18 protein-coding genes are annotated in these 20,929 nt (G+C 57.8%); 8 read left to right on the forward strand and 10 right to left on the reverse strand.

The window, feature by feature from the left end; translation table 11 throughout:
* Positions 1 to 75: 75 nt before the first annotated feature.
* The 3 genes from E4T21_RS01465 to E4T21_RS01475 are packed head-to-tail and all read right to left on the reverse strand — an operon-like array spanning position 76 to position 2,676.
* Positions 76 to 555: a GNAT family N-acetyltransferase gene (locus E4T21_RS01465; protein ID WP_240349254.1), complete on the reverse strand. Its 480-nt coding sequence runs from the start codon at positions 553 to 555 to the stop codon at positions 76 to 78.
* 34 nt (positions 556 to 589) lie between these two features.
* Positions 590 to 2,002: an ATP-binding protein gene (locus tag E4T21_RS01470; RefSeq protein WP_149282873.1), complete on the reverse strand. Its 1,413-nt coding sequence runs from the start codon at positions 2,000 to 2,002 to the stop codon at positions 590 to 592.
* Positions 2,003 to 2,004: 2 nt separating this feature from the next.
* On the reverse strand, positions 2,005 to 2,676 hold the full coding sequence (locus E4T21_RS01475; protein WP_149282875.1) for a response regulator: 672 nt from the start codon (positions 2,674 to 2,676) through the stop codon (positions 2,005 to 2,007).
* A gap of 219 nt (positions 2,677 to 2,895) precedes the next feature.
* On the opposite strand from E4T21_RS01475, the gene E4T21_RS01480 reads away from it, so the two are divergent.
* The 3 genes from E4T21_RS01480 to E4T21_RS01490 are packed head-to-tail and all read left to right on the forward strand — an operon-like array spanning position 2,896 to position 5,800.
* Positions 2,896 to 3,744 (forward strand): glycosyltransferase family 2 protein, encoded by an 849-nt coding sequence (locus E4T21_RS01480; protein WP_149282877.1) that lies wholly within the window; start codon positions 2,896 to 2,898, stop codon positions 3,742 to 3,744.
* A complete protein-coding gene (locus E4T21_RS01485; RefSeq protein ID WP_149282879.1) occupies positions 3,741 to 4,019 on the forward strand; it encodes a lipid-A-disaccharide synthase N-terminal domain-containing protein in 279 nt (92 codons plus the stop codon). Before E4T21_RS01480 ends, E4T21_RS01485 begins: the two co-directional genes overlap by 4 nt.
* 50 nt (positions 4,020 to 4,069) lie before the next feature.
* Positions 4,070 to 5,800, forward strand: a complete 1,731-nt coding sequence (locus E4T21_RS01490) for an ArnT family glycosyltransferase (protein ID WP_149282881.1) — start codon at positions 4,070 to 4,072, stop codon at positions 5,798 to 5,800.
* 124 nt (positions 5,801 to 5,924) lie between these two features.
* Here the strand turns inward: E4T21_RS01490 and speA are convergent, their stop codons facing one another.
* The 3 genes from speA to E4T21_RS01505 all read right to left on the reverse strand — a co-directional run bounded on the left by speA (position 5,925) and on the right by E4T21_RS01505 (position 9,312).
* Positions 5,925 to 7,841, reverse strand: coding sequence for a biosynthetic arginine decarboxylase (speA, locus tag E4T21_RS01495; protein ID WP_149282883.1), 1,917 nt, complete (start codon positions 7,839 to 7,841; stop codon positions 5,925 to 5,927).
* Positions 7,842 to 8,816 (reverse strand): homoserine kinase, encoded by a 975-nt coding sequence (locus E4T21_RS01500; protein WP_149282885.1) that lies wholly within the window; start codon positions 8,814 to 8,816, stop codon positions 7,842 to 7,844. It abuts the gene before it with no gap.
* Between the two features lie 223 nt (positions 8,817 to 9,039).
* Positions 9,040 to 9,312 carry a DUF2782 domain-containing protein gene (locus tag E4T21_RS01505; protein WP_149282886.1) on the reverse strand — a complete coding sequence of 91 codons (273 nt, stop codon included), beginning with the start codon at positions 9,310 to 9,312 and terminating at the stop codon, positions 9,040 to 9,042.
* A 197-nt stretch (positions 9,313 to 9,509) separates the two neighbouring features.
* Between E4T21_RS01505 and polA the strand changes: the two genes are divergently transcribed.
* Positions 9,510 to 12,275 carry a DNA polymerase I gene (gene polA / locus E4T21_RS01510; RefSeq protein ID WP_149282888.1) on the forward strand — a complete coding sequence of 922 codons (2,766 nt, stop codon included), beginning with the start codon at positions 9,510 to 9,512 and terminating at the stop codon, positions 12,273 to 12,275.
* 120 nt (positions 12,276 to 12,395) lie between these two features.
* The gene (locus E4T21_RS01515) at positions 12,396 to 13,445 is read left to right on the forward strand and encodes a lipid A deacylase LpxR family protein (RefSeq protein ID WP_240349255.1); all 1,050 of its coding nucleotides are present in this window, start codon (positions 12,396 to 12,398) and stop codon (positions 13,443 to 13,445) included.
* Between the two features lie 63 nt (positions 13,446 to 13,508).
* On the opposite strand, the gene E4T21_RS01520 is transcribed toward E4T21_RS01515, so the two are convergent.
* The 3 genes from E4T21_RS01520 to E4T21_RS01530 are packed head-to-tail and all read right to left on the reverse strand — an operon-like array spanning position 13,509 to position 17,085.
* Positions 13,509 to 14,222 carry a sulfite exporter TauE/SafE family protein gene (locus E4T21_RS01520; RefSeq protein WP_149282890.1) on the reverse strand — a complete coding sequence of 238 codons (714 nt, stop codon included), beginning with the start codon at positions 14,220 to 14,222 and terminating at the stop codon, positions 13,509 to 13,511.
* Entirely contained in the window at positions 14,219 to 15,721 is a 1,503-nt protein-coding gene (locus tag E4T21_RS01525; protein ID WP_149282892.1) for an amidohydrolase family protein, read from the reverse strand. Before E4T21_RS01525 ends, E4T21_RS01520 begins: the two co-directional genes overlap by 4 nt.
* Positions 15,721 to 17,085 carry a uracil-xanthine permease family protein gene (locus E4T21_RS01530; protein WP_149282894.1) on the reverse strand — a complete coding sequence of 455 codons (1,365 nt, stop codon included), beginning with the start codon at positions 17,083 to 17,085 and terminating at the stop codon, positions 15,721 to 15,723. Before E4T21_RS01530 ends, E4T21_RS01525 begins: the two co-directional genes overlap by 1 nt.
* Positions 17,086 to 17,323: 238 nt before the next feature.
* Between E4T21_RS01530 and E4T21_RS01535 the strand changes: the two genes are divergently transcribed.
* The 3 genes from E4T21_RS01535 to E4T21_RS01545 all read left to right on the forward strand — a co-directional run bounded on the left by E4T21_RS01535 (position 17,324) and on the right by E4T21_RS01545 (position 19,684).
* Positions 17,324 to 18,235 (forward strand): LysR family transcriptional regulator, encoded by a 912-nt coding sequence (locus E4T21_RS01535; RefSeq protein ID WP_149282896.1) that lies wholly within the window; start codon positions 17,324 to 17,326, stop codon positions 18,233 to 18,235.
* Positions 18,236 to 18,393: 158 nt separating this feature from the next.
* Complete coding sequence (locus tag E4T21_RS01540; protein ID WP_149282898.1) at positions 18,394 to 18,912, forward strand: hypothetical protein; 519 nt, start codon at positions 18,394 to 18,396, stop codon at positions 18,910 to 18,912.
* 247 nt (positions 18,913 to 19,159) lie between these two features.
* The gene (locus E4T21_RS01545) at positions 19,160 to 19,684 is read left to right on the forward strand and encodes a hypothetical protein (protein WP_149282900.1); all 525 of its coding nucleotides are present in this window, start codon (positions 19,160 to 19,162) and stop codon (positions 19,682 to 19,684) included.
* Between the two features lie 151 nt (positions 19,685 to 19,835).
* Here E4T21_RS01545 and E4T21_RS01550 read toward each other — a convergent pair whose 3' ends face one another.
* Complete coding sequence (locus E4T21_RS01550) at positions 19,836 to 20,861, reverse strand: Fe(3+) ABC transporter substrate-binding protein (protein WP_149282902.1); 1,026 nt, start codon at positions 20,859 to 20,861, stop codon at positions 19,836 to 19,838.
* Between the last annotated feature and the right edge of the window lie 68 nt (positions 20,862 to 20,929).

Raw genomic sequence — 20,929 nt, forward strand, 5'->3', positions numbered from 1 at the left:
TGGTGTGAGTTGCTTGGTGTGAGTTGCTTGGTGTGAGTTGCTTGGTGTGAGTTGCTTGGTGTGAGTTGCTTGGAGTCAGTGGCTTGGAGAGAGGTGCTTGGTCATATAGACGCTGTTCGGGTCCTCGACGTAATTGCCGAAAGGAGCACAGGTAGTGAAGCCGTGCCGCAGGTAGAACGCTCTTGCTGCGCTGAAACCCGGTTGAGAACCTGTTTCCAGGCTAAGTCTGTGGTAGTGGCGGGCATGAGCCTGATCGATCACATGGTGGAGCATGAGAGACGCAATGCCTCGGCGCAGATGTTCCGGCGCGGTGCGCATCGACTTGATCTCACCATGTGCTGGCGAGAGTGCCTTCAATGCCACGCAACCTATTAGCAGGCTCCCCTCCCAGGCTCCCCATAGCGTGACCTCTGGAGCTTTCAACTGCTCGATACCCAGGGCATGCCGGCTTTCGGGAGGAGAGCCCTGCGAGAGTTCGGCAAGGTTTTCCAGGTGGGCCTGGATCATGGCCACCATCTCCGGCCGGCTCAGGTCATCTTCAACAATATCTATCATGGCGTCATGGGTTGTGTATCAAGATATCTGTGTATCACGACATTTGAGCGCTGGGCCAGGTCAGTCTGACGATCAACCCGCCACGCTCGGCGTTGGTCAGAGACAATATGGCACCATGCCGGGCCGCCAGGGCCATGGCGATGGACAGGCCCAGGCCACTGCCTGTGGTGCTCTGGTCGCTGGCGCGGCGAAAGCGCTCGGTGACTGTCGTCAACTGATCTTCAGGAATGCCCGGGCCGCTGTCCTGGATTGTCAGGGTGGTGCCACTGTTGTCCTGGTGCAGGGCTACATCGATGCGGCCTCCATCGGGGGTGTAGCGCAGGGCGTTATCCAGCAGGTTACGAATCAGGATGCCCAGCTCCACGGCATTGCCGTCGATGTATACCGAAGGAATGTCATGCATGTGCAGTTGTTGTTGGCGAGCTTCGGCCAGTGGCCAGGACTCAGCGACCAGTTCGAACAACAAGGGTCGCAGGTCGAGATGCTGCCAGTCAGCAAACTGCTTGCGATCGACTCTGGCCAACGTCAGTAACTGATCGACGACCCGTTGCAGGCGTGCAATACCGCGTTGAGCCTTGGGCAAGGCATCACGCTCACCTGCCTCTGCATTGTCGAGATGGATCTTCATCGCAGCCAGAGGTGTGCGCAGCTCATGAGCTGCATCGGCGGTAAAGCGACGTTCTCTCTCCAGGGTCTTGTCCAGGCGGACAATAAACTCATTCAGTGCACTGCGCAGGTCATGAAGCTCCTGGGGCACCGGGAGTGTGATGCGGCTGAGATCATCGGCATTGCGATCATGGACCTGGCGCGAAAGCTGATGGATAGGATCAAGGCCGCGGCGTATCAGGTACAGCATCATGGCTAGCGCCAGGGGCAACAGCAGTAGCATGGGCCATAGATGATTCAGAGCCACTCGTTCGACGATTTCCTCGAGAAAGTGATATTCGATTCCCAGGCGTAACCACAGGTCGCTCTGTGCATCGAATACCGTAAGAGAGCGCCAGCGCTTGCCCTGGTACTCGATCCAGCTAAAGCCTTCTGACTGCGGGGCAGCAATGGACTCATCACTGCTGTGCCAACGGGGACCGACCACCAATGGCCTGGCCTGGTTGTCCCACAGGCCGATTGTCAGCTTGCGCTCCTCATGGTGATACAGGCGCGCGCTAGGGAGATGTACGGAGGTCTGTGACGTGATACCGGATGCTGGATATAACCGGGCAGACGCGTCACCTTGGTCGAGTCGTTCTGCCAGACGTCGATAGTCCAGTGGCGTGGGTTGGTCAGGCAGGAAGGACATGATCTCCCGGGCGGTTAGGCTCAATTGGGCATCAAGAATCTCTTCCAGTTCGTGGTTGGTGATCAGGTAAGTGGCCGTGACTGACAGCACAGTAATCAGGGCCAGACTCAGCGCCAGAGTGCGGAACAGGTAACGACGAATCGAGTTCATGCCTATGGGGTTTCCACCGCTTCGATGTTGAGCCGATATCCGATGCCTCGTACGGTCGTGATCAGGGAACGATCCAGTTTCTTGCGCAGGTGGTGGACATGCACTTCGAGCGCATTGGACTCCAGCTCTGCTCCCCAGCCATACAACAGGCTTTCCAGGCGGGGGCGCGAGAGGACCTGGCCAGGTTGATGGGCCAGTTCTGCCAACAGGGCGAACTCTCTGCGGCTGAGCTCTACTGCTTGCCCTTGCCAGGTCACCTGATGGCTGGCCTCGTCGATACTCAGCCTGCCAAGGTGGATGGTCTGTGAGGCACGTCCTGCAGCACGGCGACGGATGACGCGCAAGCGGGCGAGAAGCTCCTGCAGCTCGAAGGGTTTGAGGACATAATCATCAGCACCAGCGTCCAGGCCACGAATTCGCTGGTCGATGGCATCGCGGGCAGTGAGGATCAGCACTGGCAGGGAGCCACTGCGACGCACCTCGCTCAGCACATCGAGTCCATCCATGTCGGGCAGGCCAAGATCCAGCACCATGACCGAAAAAGGCTCTCGCTTGAGGGCCTCCAGGGCGTTCCCGCCCTGCTGAAACCAGTCCACGGCATATCCTTCTCGTTCGAGAGCCGTCTTCAAGCCATCTCCGAGTAGTGGATCGTCTTCGACGAGAAGTGCACGCATGTCACTATCTTCCTGTGTAGTTCTTCCTGTTTAGTTAATGGTGCTGGTTCAAACTCATGAAATGATACTTACGTAACTTGCAGAATATTCTGAAAAAATCGGCAAATTTTGCAGAGTCGATAATTGAACGTGGCAGGGAGCCATATTGTCAGTCTTTTAATATAGGGTTAAGGCTCAGCAGACATAATCCTCTCCCTTCCCTTTTCTGACAGGTTCTCGATGATGACCCATATTGAGCTTTCTGTCCTGATTCCTGCCCATAATGAAGCCGGTAATCTTCCCGCATTGCTGGATGAAATTGCCCTGGCATTGTCAGGTATCACCCCGGTCATCACCCCGGTCATCAACTACGAAGTACTGGTGATGGATGATGGCTCCAGTGATGACACGTGGTCACTGCTGGTGCAACGTGCACAGCACGATAAGCATCTGCGTCCGCTGCGTCACTCCCACAGTGCAGGCCAGAGCACTTCTGTCTGGCAGGCTGCTCAGTTGGCGAGAGGGACCTGGTTGGCCACTCTGGATGGTGATGGCCAGAATGATCCTGCTGATATCCCGGCACTCATGCAGGCGGCGATCGATGAAGATGCCGTGCTGGTCGGCGGCCATCGAGTGGTACGCCAGGATACGAAGTTGAAGCTGCTGTCATCTCGTATCGCCAATAACATTCGTCGCCGCTTGCTCGACGACGACTCTCCCGATAGTGGTTGCGGAATCAAGGTGATTCGCCGTGACGCTTTCCTCTCATTGCCTTATTTCGATCATATGCATCGTTTTCTGCCTGCCCTGATCCATGCTCAGGGAGGCAAATGCCTGGCTCGCCCCGTCAATCATCGAGAGCGTGGTACAGGCCAGTCGCATTATGGCCTGGGCAATCGCCTGTGGGTGGGTATCGTCGATCTCATGGGGGTGATGTGGCTCAAGCGGCGTTCACGCCTGCCTGCCTTGGTCACTGGCATCGAGGACAGCGAGCTTCTTCGGGGTGAGAGCGAGGCAGTGACGCAAGCGCACGAAGAGTCCGTTGCTGCACATGTCGTGTCTTCTCGCATGGAGGCCCTGAAAGGATGACGGTCACTGTGTGGATGATCATCGGCTTTGCCGGGCAGGCGCTCTTTTCTGCACGTTTTCTGGTCCAGTGGATTGCCAGTGAAAAGGCCAAGCGCAGTGTGGTGCCTACGGCATTCTGGTTTCTCAGCCTGGCAGGTGGGGTGACGTTGTTTGCCTATGCGCTGCATCGCCGCGATCCTGTCTTCATTCTGGGACAAGGTACCGGTCTGCTTATCTACCTGCGCAACCTGGTGTTATTGCGCCGACACAAATGCAGCCAGCAAGAGCCTGCCTGAATGTTGTCAGTGTATATCCCTCCTGGCCGATCCTGATTCCGAGGCTGTTCATGTTGTCATCATGCTTTGCTACGCGCCCTCGTCGCCTGCTGGCCTGGGCAGTTCTGGTGGTGTTCGCCACTATATTGCTGTCTCTGGGGTTGGGCTGGCGTGACCCCTGGCCTGCGGATGAACCTCGCTTTGCCCTCAACGCCATTGAAATGCTGGTAACAGGGGATTTCTGGATTCCTCATCGTGGTGGCGAGCTATACGCGGACAAGCCGCCGATCTTCATGTGGGCTTCAGCGTTGTCGATCTGGTTGACGGGTTCTTTGCGCATAGGGTTCCTGCTACCGACCTTGCTGGCCGGGCTTGGAACCCTGGCACTGACGGTGGATCTGGTGCGCCGTCTGTATGGCAACAGGGTCGCCTGGTTGAGTGGGTTGGCACTGCTGGCCACTCTACAGTTTGTGTTGCAGGCCAAGACGGCCCAGATCGACATGATGCTCACCTTCTTCACTACCCTGGGCGCTTATGGTGTGATGCGCCACGTCTTGCTGGGGCCTGCACGCTGGTGGTGGCGAATCGGCTTTGCTGCGATGGGAGCCGGTATCCTGACGAAGGGCGTCGGCTTTCTGCCGATGGCATTGTTCCCGGCCTGGGGGTGGCTGGCATATAAAGGGCAGGCCCACAGGGTCAGCCTGCGCCAGTGGCTGGAAGGAGGGGGCTGCCTGCTGGCTGTGGTGCTGGCCTGGGGGATACCTATGGTCATGATCACGACCTTCGGTGACGACCCGAGTCTGGCGGCCTATCGTGACAACATCCTGTTCAAGCAGACGGGCCAGCGCTATGCCAATTCCTGGGCGCATTTGAAGCCTTGGTACTATTACATCGTTGAAGTGTTGCCCTGGGCGTGGATGCCGCTGGTGCTGGCGTTGCCATGGGCGCTGCCCAACTGGTGGCGGCGCATCCGGCGCCAGGATGCGCGATTGATCCTGCCACTGTCAGCGCTGGTGCTGATCATCGTGTTCTTTTCGCTGTCTCCGGGCAAGCGTGGCGTCTATATGTTGCCCACGACACCTCTTGTGGTGATGACCCTGGCGCCTTTGCTGCCAGGTCTGCTGCGTCATCGTCTCACCAACATCTGTGCCTTCGGCACGACTCTAGTGCTGGGCATTCTATTGCTGGTCGCCAGTATTCTTGGCTTCATACATATAGGCGCCCTGCAAAAACTGGCTCATGACTATGGCATCACGCCATGGTGGGATTGGTTGGTGCTGGGTGGAGTCGCCATTGCTTTGGCAGTGTTGATGCGGCCACGCCGTGGCATGCTGGCCTGTACCCTGTTCTTGTGGCTGGTATGGGGGTGGTGGTCGACCCTGGGGTACGTGTGGATGGATCCACACCGTTCACCTCGAGACATGATGGCGGTGGTGGATGAGCAACTCGGACCCCAGGGTGAGCTGGCGATGCTCGACTTCAGTGAGGAGACGTTGCTCCATGCCCATCGACCCACGGTACATTTCGGAGACCATACTCCAGTGGATGAACAGGTGCCGAGAGCGATGGCCTGGCTCGCCGAGAACCCTGGAAAGCGCTGGCTGCTGGTAGAAGAGGGAGACTTCGATAGCCTTGAATGTGGCGACCTCAATCATGGAGTCGACCTGGGTCTGCAGAACAGCAGCCTGTGGAAACTGATACCAGGAACGGCCTTCTCTGGATGTCCGGCCGATGCCAATGCAGCTCCCCTGTATCTGGCACCGACATCACTGCCAGGCTCCGGTGCCGAGACGTACTTTTAAGAGAAGTGCTTTTAATAGAAGTACCTTTAAAATGAGGGGATTCACCTGGCGCATCATTCTCTGCCGGGTGAACCCCCAATGCATTGCGATTACTGAATGCATGTGATCACTGAATGCACCGCGATTACTGAAGATAGGTATAGCCTTGCAGACCTGCTGTCAGGTCAGAGAGGAAGCGACGTTGCTCGCTGCTGTCCAGGTTGCTGGCGGCCAGCTGCACGCGCAGGCGTTCCCGCAGGACTTCGGCACTGAAATTGACATAGCCGAGTACATCGCAGACGCGGTCTCCGCGTTGCAGGTTGCTGAGGATCCAGTTGCCTTTGTGATCCAGGGATGCATCCACTGCATCGGTATCACCGAACAGGTTGTGCAAGTCGCCGAGGATTTCCTGGTAAGCGCCGACCAGGAAGAAGCCCAGCAATCGTTCTTCGCCTTCACGCCATTCCGGCAATGGCAGGGTAGTCTCGACACCCTGACCATCCACGTAGCCGTCGATACGGCCATCACTATCGCAAGTGATGTCCTGGATCACGCCTCGTCGGCTTGGCTCGCAGTCGAGCCCGGTCAGTGGCAGGACCGGGAAGATCTGATCGATACCCCAGACATCCGGTACCGACTGGAACAGGGAGAAGTTGACGAACAGCTTGTCGGCAAGCTTTTCTGCCAGTTCATCAAGGATTTCCCGGTGAGCCCGGTTGCGGGGATCGAGCTGCTTGCGCAGCGCAGCGGAGGCAGCAAAGTAGACGCTTTCACCTTCTGCTCGGGCTGAAAGATCGGCCAGGCCAAGGACGAAGCGGTCATGCAGGTCGCCCATGTCCTGGACAAGGTCGTGCCAGGCTTCAACCAGAGCGCGGGGCTCTGGATCTGCTGCGACGATGTCATAGGTCTGCCACAGGGATTCCACTTCCGGGTCATCACTGAGGCGTTCGGGTGTCTTGGTATCCACCCGCTCTTCGCCAATCACATTGGTGATCAGCACTGCGTGATGAGCGGTCAGGGCGCGACCTGACTCGCTGAGCAGGTGTGGGTAGGGCAGGTCTTGTTCCTGGCACACTCGGGCGAAGGCGTTGACCACATTGCGGGCATACTCATGCATGGAGTAGTTGATCGAGCAGAAGCTGCGCGAGCGCGTACCTTCATAGTCGACACCCAGGCCACCACCCACGTCGACAGTATCCACAGGAGCACCAAGCGCACGTAGGTGTTGATAGAAGCGAGCGCACTCGCGCAGGCCGCCTTGAATATCGCCGATGTTGGCAATCTGGGAGCCCAGATGGAAATGGACCAGTTGCAGGCTCTCGAGGCGGTTGGCCTGTTTCAGGCTCTCGATCACGTTGAGGATCTGTCCTGCCGTGAGGCCAAACTTGGATTTTTCGCCGCCGGTATCCTGCCACTTGCCCTTGCCCATGGTAGACAGGCGGGCGCGCAAGCCGATACGTGGTACGACACCGATGCGCTCGGCCTCTTCGAGAATCAATGGCAGCTCCGAGAGCTTCTCCACCACGAGATAGACACGGTGGCCAAGCTTCTCCCCCATCAGGGCCAGGCGCACGTATTCACGATCCTTGTAGCCGTTGCATACGATCAGTGAAGAAGCATCGCCTGATTGTGCCAGGACCGCCATGAGCTCCGGCTTGCTGCCGGCCTCCAGACCGACACGGCCACGGCCACGTTCCTGAGTGGCAAGGATTTCCTCGACCACTCGACGTTGCTGGTTGACCTTGATCGGGTAAACGGCGGTGTAGCCACCATCGAACTCGTCCTCCTCCATGGCCTGATCGAAAGCCGCGCATAGCTGCTCGACCCGGTCATGAAGGATATCAGTGAAGCGGATCAGCACCGGTAGTCGCAGTCCTGCTTGACGCAATTTATCGGTCAGCTCTGCCAATGGCAGGACCGGGCCTTCCACGGCGTCACCCAGGGGGCGTACCAAGGCTTGGCCATCATCGTTGACATCGAAGTAACCACTTCCCCACTGGTCGATGTTCCAGATGCGTCGTGCGCGTTTGGCGGGCGATGGTGCAGCGGTGCTGTGGCTCATTCAGTGGGCTCCAGCGCTGACGGCGGGCTCTGGTAAAGGCAGCGCGCCGTGGTGGATTCGGGAGAGCAGGATCTGACGGAACTGCTCCGGATCATGAGGGGTCAGGTCATGAGCGGGTGGATCCACATAGACCACCAGCAGACGAGATAGCCAGTAACGCAAAGCCGTCATCCGCAGCATGGCCGGCCATAGCTCGATCTCGGTAGCATTCAGCGGACGTTGGGCCTGGTAGGCGCTCAGCAGGGCATCGTGGCGCTCCTGGTCAAGATGGCCATCGGCATCCGTGGCCCAGTCGTTGATCACGATGGCCAGATCGAACAGCAGGTCACCGGTACAGCCATTGTAGAAATCGATGATGCCGCCGAGGCTGTCGCCGTCGAACAGAGTGTTGTCGCGGAACAGGTCGCCATGCAGTGCACCCTGGGGTAACTCAGGGGCTTCTCCGAAGACACTCTGGTAATACTCCACTTCGTCTTGCATCAGCGCCTGGTCCTGCGCAGAGATATACACCAGCACCTTGTGATGCATGGCGGATAACCAGTTCAGGTCCCGTGGATTTGGGCGGTGGCCCGGGAAATGCTGCGAGACCCGATGCAGCCGACCCAATGCCGTACCAAGGGCCTGACACTGTGTCAGGTTAGGCGCCTTGGGATGCTTGCCGGGCAGGCGTGGGAACAGCAGAGCAGGACGTTCGGCCAGCTCATGCAAGGCAATCCCTTCGCGGTCGTGAATAGGACCTGCGACAGGAATGCGATGCTCGTCCAGGAAATCCAGCAATTCGACAAAAAAAGGCAACTCCTCATGATCGCCCTGTTCGAACAGGGTCAGGACCAGTTCACGCTGGTCGGTCGTCACGAAGAAGGTGCTGTTTTCGGTGCCTGCAGGCACACCCTGCAACTGAGTCAGTTCGCCTACATCGAAGCGGCTGAGAAAACTTGCGACCTGCGCGTCGTCAAGAGGTGTGAATACGGCCATGTGTCGTCTCGCCCGGAGTTTGCAAGGCGGCTATTGTAGCGACTCGAAAGAGCTAGGTCCTGTACGAAAAGTGCCTGAGTCCGGTGATGCTGCGTTGGAACTGATCTCAAATGCTCATTTACTCTCCGTAAACTCCGATTTTTTAATCAATTCCGCCTGCCTGACCATCGCAACGACTCTGCGTACACAACCTTGCACGACATAGGGTCAGCACGAGATAGGGTCATTTCACCCAGCTGGGGGCATCCACGCTATTTCCGTCCTGACGCTGGAAATTGCCATCGCCATTATGATCGACAAGAAAGTAGGCCGTGCCGCCCTTGGGCTCGATGCGAATGGCATAGAGCTTGCCGTTGATGCGGTACTCGCGAATCGTCTGGCCGGCTTCCTGGCGCACCTTGATATCCGGCTCGACTGTCTGGGCCAGCAGTGGCGATGCGCTGGCCATGAGGGCCAGAGCCAGCAACGGGGCGAGAGCGAGGCGAAGTAAGGGCATGATGAGGACTCCTAGCAAAAATGGCTCCAAGCAAAGATCGATAATGATGCGTATTATGGAGCCAATCGTTCAGGAAGCATGCAAGCTTTTCATGCATAGGTTACGCATGTTACCTGATTGTCAGTCAAACATGATGCGCGAACAGTGTTTCCTGTTTTGACACAGTTTGCCACCATTTCGTTCAGGGACGCCGATCCATGGCCTCTAGCCCCATCGTTCTCGTCGACGGTTCCTCCTATCTATACCGCGCCTTCCATGCCTTGCCTCCTCTGACCACATCCAAGGGTCAGCCTACCGGGGCCATCAAGGGTGTGCTCAACATGCTCAAGAGCCTGCGCAAGGACTATCCGGATAGCCCCATGGCGGTGGTTTTCGATGCTCCAGGAAAGACCTTTCGTGATGAGCTGTTCGCGGAGTACAAGGCCCAGAGGCCTTCGATGCCTGATGATCTGCGCGTCCAGATCAAGCCGTTGCATGACTGCGTGAAAGCCCTGGGACTGCCATTGCTGTGCATTGAAGGCGTCGAGGCCGATGACGTCATCGGCACGCTGGCCCGGCATGCGACCGAAGCTGGGCGTGACGCCGTGATTTCCACGGGTGACAAGGACATGGCCCAGTTGGTCAATGGCCATATCACCCTGGTCAACACCATGAAGAATGAGACGCTGGACGTCGCCGGGATCAAGGAAAAGTATGGCCTGCCGCCAGAACTGATCATCGACTACCTGGCCTTGATGGGAGACAAGATCGATAACATTCCGGGCGTGCCCGGAGTAGGGGAAAAGACGGCGCTGGGCCTGTTGCAAGGCATGGATGGAGGGCTCGATACCATCTATGCGGATCTCGACAAGGTCAAGACACTGTCCTTCCGTGGTGCCAAGACCTTGTCCGGGAAGCTCGAAGAACATCGCGACATGGCCTATCTGTCGTACCAGCTCGCCACCATCAAGACCGACTGCGAGCTGGCGATCAGCCTGGATGAGCTGGTGGTTGGCGAGGAGGATAATGAGGCCCTGATCGAGCTCTACCGGGAGCTGGAGTTCAGGACCTGGCTTGAGTCACTGCTCAAGGGGCAGTCCCAGAAGGGGGGGACGGCGTCCCCGTCCGGCGATCACGACGACGATACTGCATCGGAGAGAGGTTCCAGCAGCACGCGCCAGGATGTCACCATCCTTGAACAGGCCCAGCTCGATGAATGGTTGAAGCGCCTCAAGAAGGCCGAGGCATTCTGCTTTGATCTGGAGACGACCAGCCTGGACTACATGGAAGCGGATATTGTCGGTATCGGCCTGGCTCTGGAACCTGGCGAAGCTGCCTATATTCCCCTGGCCCACGACTATCTCGATGCCCCGCCCCAGCTGGACCGGAAGGCGGTATTGCAGGCATTGGCTGAGGTGTTGGGCGATGCTGGGATTGCCAAGATCGGTCAGAACCTCAAGTACGATATTTCGGTGCTGGCTCGCTACGACATCGCGGTCAAGGGCGAATTGATCGATACCATGCTCGAGTCCTATGTGCTCGACTCTACTGCCACTCGCCATGATATGGATTCTCTGGCATTGAAGTATCTGGGCGAGAGTACGATCAAGTTCGAGGATATTGCGGGCAAGGGCGCCAAGCAGTTGACCTTCAACCAGATTGCGCTGGAACAGGCGGTTCCCTACGCGTGCGAGGATGTCGACATCACCTTGCGCCTGCACCGCGAACTGCGCCCAAGACTGGAGAAGACCGGCCGTGTGTCCGAGGTGCTGGATCGATTGGAGAGACCATTGATCCGAGTGCTGTCGGCCATGGAGCGCAATGGTGTGGCATTGGATGTGGAGCGCCTGCATACCCAGACACAGGAGCTGGGCAAGCGCATTCAGGAGCTGGAAGCCCGGGCCTACGAACTGGCCGGGCGTGAGTTCAATCTGGGCTCACCCAAGCAACTGGGACAGATCCTGTTCGAGGAACAGGGCATTCCGGTCATCAAGAAGACCCCCAAAGGGGCTCCGTCGACCGCGGAAGCGGTGCTGGAAGAGCTGGCCCTGGACTATCCGCTGCCCAAGGTGATCATGGAGCATCGTGGACTTTCCAAGTTGCGCTCGACCTATACAGAGAAGCTGCCCAAGCTGGTCAACAAGGCCACGCGTCGCCTGCACACCAGCTATCACCAGGCCGTGGCTGCCACGGGACGTCTGTCGTCCACCGACCCTAACCTGCAGAACATTCCTATCCGAACCGAGGAAGGGCGGCGTATCCGCCAAGCCTTCATCGCCCGGCCTGGCTATCGTATCGTTGCCGCGGATTACTCCCAGATCGAGTTGCGTATCATGGCTCACTTGTCTGGTGACAAGGGACTTCTCTCTGCGTTTTCCGAGAACCGGGACATCCATGCAGCCACTGCTTCAGAGGTGTTCGGTGTCGCACTGGATCAGGTCAGTGCTGACCAGCGTCGCAGTGCCAAGGCGATCAATTTCGGTCTGATATACGGTATGAGTGCCTGGGGACTGGGCCGTCAGTTGCATATCGAACAGAGCCAGGCCAAGACCTACATCGATCGCTATTTCGATCGCTATCCTGGTGTGGCGCGGTATATGGAGCGTATTCGTGCCCAGGCTGCCGAGGACGGTTTCGTCGAGACGCTGTTCGGTCGCCGCCTGTATCTGCCAGAGATCCACTCGCAGAACCGTGCCCGTCGCCAAGGGGCTGAACGGACTGCAATCAATGCACCGATGCAGGGCACGGCTGCGGATATCATCAAGAGTGCCATGATCGACGTGGATACGTGGCTGCGTGATAACGTCGAGTTTGATGCCTGGATGGTGATGCAGGTTCACGATGAACTGGTGTTCGAGGTGCGTGAAGATCAGGTCGAAGCCTTCATGGCCGAGGTCAAGCAGCTCATGCAGAACACCGTCACTCTGGATGTTCCCTTGACCGTGGAAGCGGCGAGTGGTGCCAATTGGGATGAGGCACACTAGGCCATTCATCGCCATATGGGGCTGGAAAGAAAGACTCGATATCTGCCATTGGAGGTATCGAGTCCAGGGGCTGACTTCTGGTAAAATACATTCATGTTTGTATGTATTTTGGGGAAGGCAATGTTCCGCTCTTTTCTTTCTCTGCGAGGTTTCTCTGTCCCTCTGGATCTTCCGACGGCAGGAAATACGCTTAAGGTGCCCCGGCGCGTAATGGTACTGGCCTTGGTCGGGCTTTGGGGGGCACAAGCCCATGCCGATGGTGTTGCCAGTCTCAAGGTGGAAAACGACATATTCGCTGGCAGCAGCGATGGACACTATTCCAACGGCATCGAGGCCAGTTGGGCCTTTGTTCCGGAGTCGGACCACTGGACCCGGAAGATGGGGGAGCGTCTGACGGGAATTCCTGCAGAAGAATGGGAGCTTGCCGCCTGGCGCTTGAGCCAGCAGATGTATACACCCATTGATATCTCGCGCAGTGACCTGGTCGAAGATGACAGACCTTATGCAGGGCTGTTGTATGGAGGGGTTTCACTGTTCGATGAACAGCAGCATGAGCGTTGGCGCCAGCTTACCGGGGTGCATGTCGACGTGGGCTGGGTCGGTCCCGCCAGTCTGGCTGAGCCGACCCAAAAGGGGATTCACAAGATAACCGACAGTGATGAACCTGAGGGATGGAGCCACCAGCTCGATTTTGAGCCCATCGTCAATCTGGCCATGAAACGTGGCTGGATAGCAAAACGGCAACTGGCAGGACTGGAAGTCGATACCGGGCCCTCTGCAGGATTCGCCCTTGGTAATCTCTATACTTATGTATCCGCAGGCTTTGGAGCGCGAATCGGCCAAGGGCTGGAACGTAGTTACAGCATTCCTGCCGTAGCGCCTGCCGCCACGGGACAGTCCTGGTTTCGCTCAGGTTCCGACTTTGCCTGGTATGTATTCGCCAACTTCGAAGGCCGCTATATGGCCCACAATCTGCTGCTGGACGGCAACACCTTCGAGGACAGTCATTCCGTAGAGCGTGAGCCTTGGGTAGGCGATGCCCAGGCGGGTGTCACCATGACCTGGCAGGACTGGCAATTATCACTGACCAATGTCTGGCGTACTCGTGAGTTCGAGGGTCAGGACCGCCACGATGAATTTGGTTCGATCCAGTTGTCGTGGCAGTACTGAAGGCGCGGGAAGCCCTGAAAGTATAGAAAGCCTCGAAGCATAAAGCTCCGAAACTTGGAGCAGCTAGGCGGGCAGCATCAGCCATATCCCCGAGATCAGGGCAAAAAGCAGTACTCCCAGACGCAGCCGGCGGGCGTCGATACGCTGATGAATCATGCGACTGGCGACGCTGCCGATCAGCAACGGTGGTACCAGCGCCAGTGCCCACCCCAATTGCTCCATGGTGACCTTGCCAGCGATGGCCAGGATGGCCAGTGATACCAGTTCTCCGACCAGAAAGCAGCAGGCGATGGTCGAGCGTAATTCCGGACCGGGGCGGTGCTGGTAGAGCAGTGCGAGTGGAGGACCACCGACGCCGGTGGCAGTCTCCGTGACACCGGTGATCATGCCGACTGAAACGCAGGAGCCTGGGCCGGGACGAAAGACCGGCGCAAACAATGCCACCAGGACTGCCAGTACGGTAGAGGCACCAACCAGTTGATTCAGCCCCTCGGCACTTAACAGCACCAGTATCCAGAGCCCCAGCAGGGTGCCAGGCAGGCGCCCGGCCGAGATCCAGGCACTGCCGCGCCAATCGATGGCATCACGTTCTCTCAGAGCAACGAACAGGTTCAATGGCAGCATCAGAACCAGTAATGCTACGGGCAGAAGGTGGGGCTCCAGCACACCAAGCACAGGTGCCACGACCAGAGCAAAGCCGATGCCGATGGCACCTTGAATGAAGGCTGCCAGCCCCGTTGCCAGAGCCAGGATGGCAAAGGTGGTGGGGTCGATCATTGTCTCTGCTCCCCGGCACGGCTGGACTGGTGGGGCTGGGATTGAAGTTGAGATTGAAGTTGAGATTGCAGTTGAGACTGATATTGGGAACGGCGCAGGGAACGATGCGTACTTGAGGTGGGGTGGATACGCTGGATGGGAGACTGAGCAATGGCCGCAGCAGCGCTTTCGCGTATTTCTGCCATCAATTCGCGCGCATCCCAGTGACAGGGCCAGCCTTGCCACAGGCGCAGGCGACCAAGGGTGAAAACGCCGTCGATCTGGTCGCGATTGCCATAGCGAACCAATTCCCAGGGGCGGTCCCAGCTTGGTGTCATTTCAGGCGTATCGACATTGACCAGCAGGAAGTCGGCCGCCAGGCCTTCAGCGATGCTGCCACAGATGCCCGAAAGCCCGGCAGCATCGGCAGCATCGCATGTTGCCATGTCCAGCCATGGCCAGCCGCCACCGCAGGAACTGTCGCCCGTTGCCAGGCCGATGGTCAGTCGTTGGCTGGTTTCGGCAGCATCCATCAGGCGGAAAGCATCACTGCGCGTGCCATCGCTACCGAGGCCCATGCGGATGCCGAGTGCGCGCATGTTCAAGGCAGGAGCCACGGCATTACCTTTCCAGCTGCTGGCCACCGGATTAAAGGCCACAGCCGTGTCAGTATCACGCAGCAGGTTCAGTTCGTCCGGTGTCACCAGGGTGGCATGAGCAATCAATGTCTGTGGGCCCAGAGCTCCGACTGCGTGCAGGTGCTGCAGTGGTCTCAGGCCTCGTGCCACCAATGAACGCTCGATGGCCTGAAGGTGTTCGTTGACGTGACTCTGGAAGATTGCACCATGCGTGACGCACAGTGCTGAAACATCATGCAGCATGTCATCGCTGGCCGCTTCCGGAATGGAGATCGCCAGTGATGGATGAATCAAGCCTGACGACGGCCAGCGTGTGAGGTGATGCTGGGCGCGATCGAGGATCTGCTGGCGCTGCTGAGGTGTGGCGCTGCCGCCCTGGTCGTTGCAGATCAGCCCCAGTACGCAACGCATACCGGTTTCCTCGGCAGCCATGGCCACGGCGTCGATTTCTCCGGCAGAGCGGGTGCCGGCATCGACGGCCGTGGTAAAGCCTCCACGCAGGGCCTCCAATGCGGCCAGTTTTGAACTGAGATACAACATGCGTTCGTCGAGGCTGGACTCCAGAGGGACCCAGATTCGGCGAAAGATCTCGGATGGCTCGCCGAACACCAGTGACTTGCCCAGCGATTGGGTCAGGTGATGATGGCTATCGATGAAGCCGGGCATCAGCAAGTGAGATGGCAATTCCAGAGGGGCCAGGTGAGGCAAGCTTGCGCATAGTTCGGCGCGAGGTCCGATGGTGGCGAAGCGGCCCTGTGCGATATGTACCGCCATGCCCTCGACGATATTGCCGTCCAGTAATATTTCCTGGGGAGCCAGCAGCAGTTCATCGGCATCGAAGTCGCTGGCGGTGAGAGAGGAAGGCAAAGTGGAAGAGCGCATCAAGAAGGCTCCTGGTCGGTAGAGGTGGTGTAGGTATCGGGGCGATGCGACGCCGTCGTACGCCTGGTGCACTGAAACAGGATGTTGACAAGTACCGCCGTGAGAGTGCCCATGGCCAGGCCGTTGCCAAGAATGATCTGCAGGTGCTTAGGGAAGTCGAAATAGAAATCCGGTACGACGATAGGCAACAGCCCCATGGCCAGTGCCGAGGCCAGGGTATAGAGGTTGCCATGCTCATTGAGATTGACGTTGCGCAGGATATTGATGCCCATGGCACCGATGATGGCGAACACGATCACTGCGGTACCGGCAACCACCGGGGTGGGGAGCGCGGCAGCAAGGCGACCAAGCGGGGCGAAGAGGGCAATGACGATCAGCAGGGCGCCGGCCGCTACCGTGACATAGCGTGAGCGAATGCCAGTGGCGCGCACGATACCGATGTTCTCGCCACTGGTGATGATCAGGGAAGTTCCCAGGCACCCCCCGAACAGTGATCCCAGGGCGTCAGCGCGAATATTGCGAGGTACCAGGAGGCTGGGGTCTCCTTTCTTGCCGACGATTTCGGCAGTCGCCATGGTCTGTCCGGTCGCTTCGGTCATCGATACGACACTGAAGATGATCAAGGGCAGCGAGGCGATGACGTCGAATTTTGGCGTACCAAAAGGAAACAGCTGAGGCAATGCCCACCAGGGGGCAGAGGTCATGCCACTGAGGTCGATGTCGCCGAACAGGGCCGCAATCAGTGTTCCGCTCAGCAAGCCCAGCATCACTGAAATGCGGCGTAGCACTCCTCTGAACAGGCGAGCACAGAGCACAATGGCGGCCATGGTGGCCAGGGCCAGCAGTGTGGTGGAGCTTGAGGCATAACTCGGGCTATCTGATTGGCCAACAATCAGGCTACCGAAGATCTTGACCAGATTGACGGCTACCAGGAGCAGCATGGTGCCGATCACGATAGGAGGAAAGAAGCGCAGGACCCGAGTAAAGAACGGCAGTGCAATGAAGTAGAACAGGGCAGTCAGGATGACAGCCCCGGTGGCTGTCTGCATGTCGGTGGCTTGGGCGATGGCAAGGAAAATGACGATGGGAGCGCCACCGGGAACCTGCACAAAAGGCAGGCGGGCTCCGATCCCCCAGGGTCCGAAGGACTGTAATAAGGTCCCCAGCCCACAGGCAAGGAAGGTGGCACTCATCAGCGGTACAGTGACGTCAGGGCCGAAGCCCATGGCCTGGCCTACCAGGAATACGGCGGTGATAGGCGCAGCGGCCATCACCAGGACGTGCTGAAAGCCGAACAACAATGCGGTATGTGGTGCCAGCCGCTCGTCGACGGGATCGGAGGCAGAGGCGTCAGGGTGGGACATGGAGAACCTCGTTATTGTTGTGGTGTTCTATGGGTGAAGGCTTAGAAGTTAGAAACTAGGGCTATGCATGGATGTAGGGATGTCGTGCTGTCTAGCAAGCTCAAGCTAGTGCTCTGAGCGCGTGCTGGTCCATCATCGTTTTTCGTTTCATCTGTTGCTTTTTCGGCAACGGTGGGGCTTTTGTCATATCGATGATAGAAACGGGTAACAGGATCATGCACGAGCTGGAGGAAGCATCATGCCGCTAATGACAACTGCTTTGCGTTACTTCGAGGAGGTGGCACGTCAGGGATCATTGCGCAAGGCCGCTGAACGGCTCCATGTAGCGGCTTCGGCAGTCAATCGTCAGATTCTCAAGCTGGAGGAACAACTTGAGGTGCCGCTTTTCGAACGCCTGCCGCGCGGCATGCGATTGTCATCTGCAGGAGAGTTGCTGCTCTATCAAGTGCGTCAATGGCAACGCGATGAGCGCCAGATTCTCGGTGTGCTCGATGAGATTCGTGGTGCGGGTTGTGCCGAGATTCGCGTCGCCAGTGTCGAATCGATGACAGACCTCACCTTGCCTGCCGTCATGCGACGATTCGAGCAGCGCTATTCCCAAGTGCGTTTCGAATTACTGACCAGTCTGACGGATGTCATTGTGGAGCGTATTGTGTCGGGAGAGTCGGATATCGGAATCTGCGTGAACGCATCTCCCAATCCACGCGTTCGTACGTTACGCAGTGCCACCTTTCGCTTTGGCGCCGTCATGGCGCCAGATCACCCTCTGGCCAGGCAGAAGGAAGTGAAGCTCAAGGACTGTGCTGAATACCGCGTCATTCTTCCTGACAAGGACATGTATCGCGGCTCGACCCTGGAGCAGACCCTGGCCTACCATCAGGTGGCATTCAGCACCTTTGCCGAGTGCAGTCGTGTGCTCAGTATCAAGTCCCTGGCCCGTGCCGGCCTGGGGATTGCCTTTCTCAATCCACTGGATATCGTTCGGGAAGTCCAGCTTGGCGAACTGGTTTTTCGCCCCTTGTCCGATCACCAGATAGCGGGTGCCAGGCTGGATATCTGTGTAGCCAGAGAGCGCCCCATGTCGCCGGCTCTGGCCCTGTTTGCAGAAATGCTGAGTGAAACCCTGGCAGAAGAGGAAAGACGAGGATGAGTACTGACGATTGCGGCGTGCCGGGCGCTGCTTTTGTCGGCGGATCAATATGAGGTATCAGGCGCGGTGCATGGGAGGCATATCGGCGAGATGCGATGATGTTGCATGGTAACGTCCTCGAGTCGTGACGGGCACGGCTATCGCATGGAGACAAGGAAATGACGCGGAGAACCCTTACCTGGACGGGACTGGCTGTGGCCAGCGCCATGAGCCTGACTGGCTGTGTAACTACTGCTTCGCCACAACATGTAGCAGCTCTGTTCAACTGTGCAGAACTCAAGCAGGCCGTTGCCAGCGCTGACAATGGCTTTGATGACATCAAAGGCCAGTTCAGGGAAACGCGCCTGACACGTAGTTGGAACACCGACGTGCAGGCCTTTCATGAGGCTTGCGTGATTACTTCGGCACAGCGCCCGGATCACTATGAATGCTTTGGACGCATCGACATCAAGGACCCTGGAAGCGCCCTTGCCATCGCCAGTGAAGAACTGGGGCAATGTCTCGGTAGCGACTGGAAGGCCTCGATGAGTGCTGAGCGTGCCATGTACCGGAGCCAAGGGACTGATACCGTAGTGACGTTGGAGACTTTCATCAACGACCGCCATCATCGCGTCGGCACATTGGGCGTCTTCCAGAAGGAAGCCGATGCCTTGCCGAGTGGCCAGCAAGGTATCTGATCACCATGGAATGAGATATCCGGCTGGTGATGGATCCAGCCGTCTTGCTTTACCCTGGACCTGCGCTCTCCGACGCGGGTCTTTTGTTTGGGCGTGACGGAATTACGCCGTCTCAAGCTCTGCGATCGAATAGAAAGAGGGATAGGTGACATGGCGCATGCGAGGTATGTCGGCATAATGCTATGGTGTGATCCTGGTTACCTCATCAAGGTCGTGATGGACACGGCTATCGGTCGGAGACAAGGATATGACACGGGGAATCTTTATCAGGGCCAGCCTGGTCATGGCAGGGCTGAGCCTGGCGGGATGTGTCACCACCACCACGCCTCAGCAGGCGGCTGATCTTTTCGATTGTGCGGCGCTGGATCAGGCCGTTGCCAGCGCGCCGAATGGCTTCAAAGATATCAAAGGCCGTTTTACCGACACTCGTCTGACACGCAGTTGGGAGACTGATGTCCAAGCCTTTCACAATGCCTGTGTGATTACTTCGGCGCAGCGCCCTGATCATTATGTATGTTTCGGCCGGCTTCAGGTTGAAGATCCGCGGGGTGCCTTGGCAGCGGGAAGCGAAGCGCTGGGGCAGTGCCTCGGTAGCGAGTGGACGGGAACGCCTGGTGATGACCGGGTAATGTTCTCTCGTGCAGACACCAATGCCGTGGTGACTCTGGAAACCTTTATCAATGACCGAGGCCGCCGCATGGGCGCATTGAGCGTTTTCCAGCGGGCTGCCGATGCCATGCCGCTGGCCGATGAGGAAAAAGGAGCGCAATAGGCACTGATTGACGCTCACATTTACAGAGCCCACGCCATTCGGCGTGGGCTCTGTGGCATTGGAACGTCGTTTTATATGAGCGCTACTCAAGTAGCGTTCTGAGGATAACGGTTGTCTGCGTTGTAACGTCAGGCGTTAGACGTCCGTGCAATCAACGCCAGCCCACGCGATCGAAGATCTTCACAGCTTCGGGGTTGTTGGCGCCAAGTACGCTGACATTGACGTCGTCTTTTTTGAACTCACCCCAGGAAGTCAGCGTCTCGTTGATGGGCAGGCCTTCTACAACCGGGAATTCATAGTTGCCCTGGGCGAACAGTTCCTGGGCTTCATCGGAAGCCAGGAACTCGAGGAACTTGATAGCGTTATCGTGGTTGGGGGCACCTTCTACCAGCCCGGCACCACCGACGTTGACGTGAACACCGCGGTCGCCTTCGCCCTGGTTCGGGAACAGGATCTTGACCTTCTCGGCGGCTTCCTTCTCGCTGGCATCATCAGAATTCAGCATACGTACGTAGTAGTAGTGGTTACTGACGGCCACGTCGCACTCGCCAGCTGCCACAGCCTTGATCTGGTCGCGGTCGCCGCCTTCAGGTGGGCGGCCCATGTTGTCAACCACGCCCTGAGCCCATTGCTCGGCACCTTCTGCGCCATCGTGTTCGATGATGGAGGCCAGCAGTGACTGGTTATAGACATTGTTGGAGGAACGGATACAGACCTTACCCTTGAGGTCTGGATCAGCCAGGGACTCATAGGTTGGGATCTGTTCAGGATCGATGGTATCCGGGTTGTAGAAGAATACCCGCATGCGCTGGCTGAAACCGAACCACTTGCCTTCGGGGTGGCGCATGTTTTCTGGCAGGCGCTCGTTGAGTACGGTGGAGTCGACAGTAGCAAATACGCCGTCCTCTTCTGCGCGCCACAGGCGTGCAGCATCCACTGTCATCATGATGTCTGCCGGGCTGGCTTCACCTTCCCGCTCGATGCGCTGGATCAGTTGATCGGAATCGCCCTCAAGGACATTGACTTCGATGCCGGTTTCCTTGGTGAAAGCATCATAGAGTGCCTGGTCAGAGTCATAATGCCGAGCAGAGTAGATATTCACGCTACCTTCGGCATAGGCAAGACTGGCTGCACTCGATAGGGCAATGGCCACCGCAAGGCGGGAAATGTGGAACATGCGTACCACCTCCAGAAGAGATCGTTATTTTGCTAAATGAAAATCAATGTAATTCCGCGTTACTATTC

The sequence above is a fragment of the Halomonas binhaiensis genome (assembly GCF_008329985.2).
Taxonomy (GTDB): domain Bacteria; phylum Pseudomonadota; class Gammaproteobacteria; order Pseudomonadales; family Halomonadaceae; genus Halomonas; species Halomonas binhaiensis.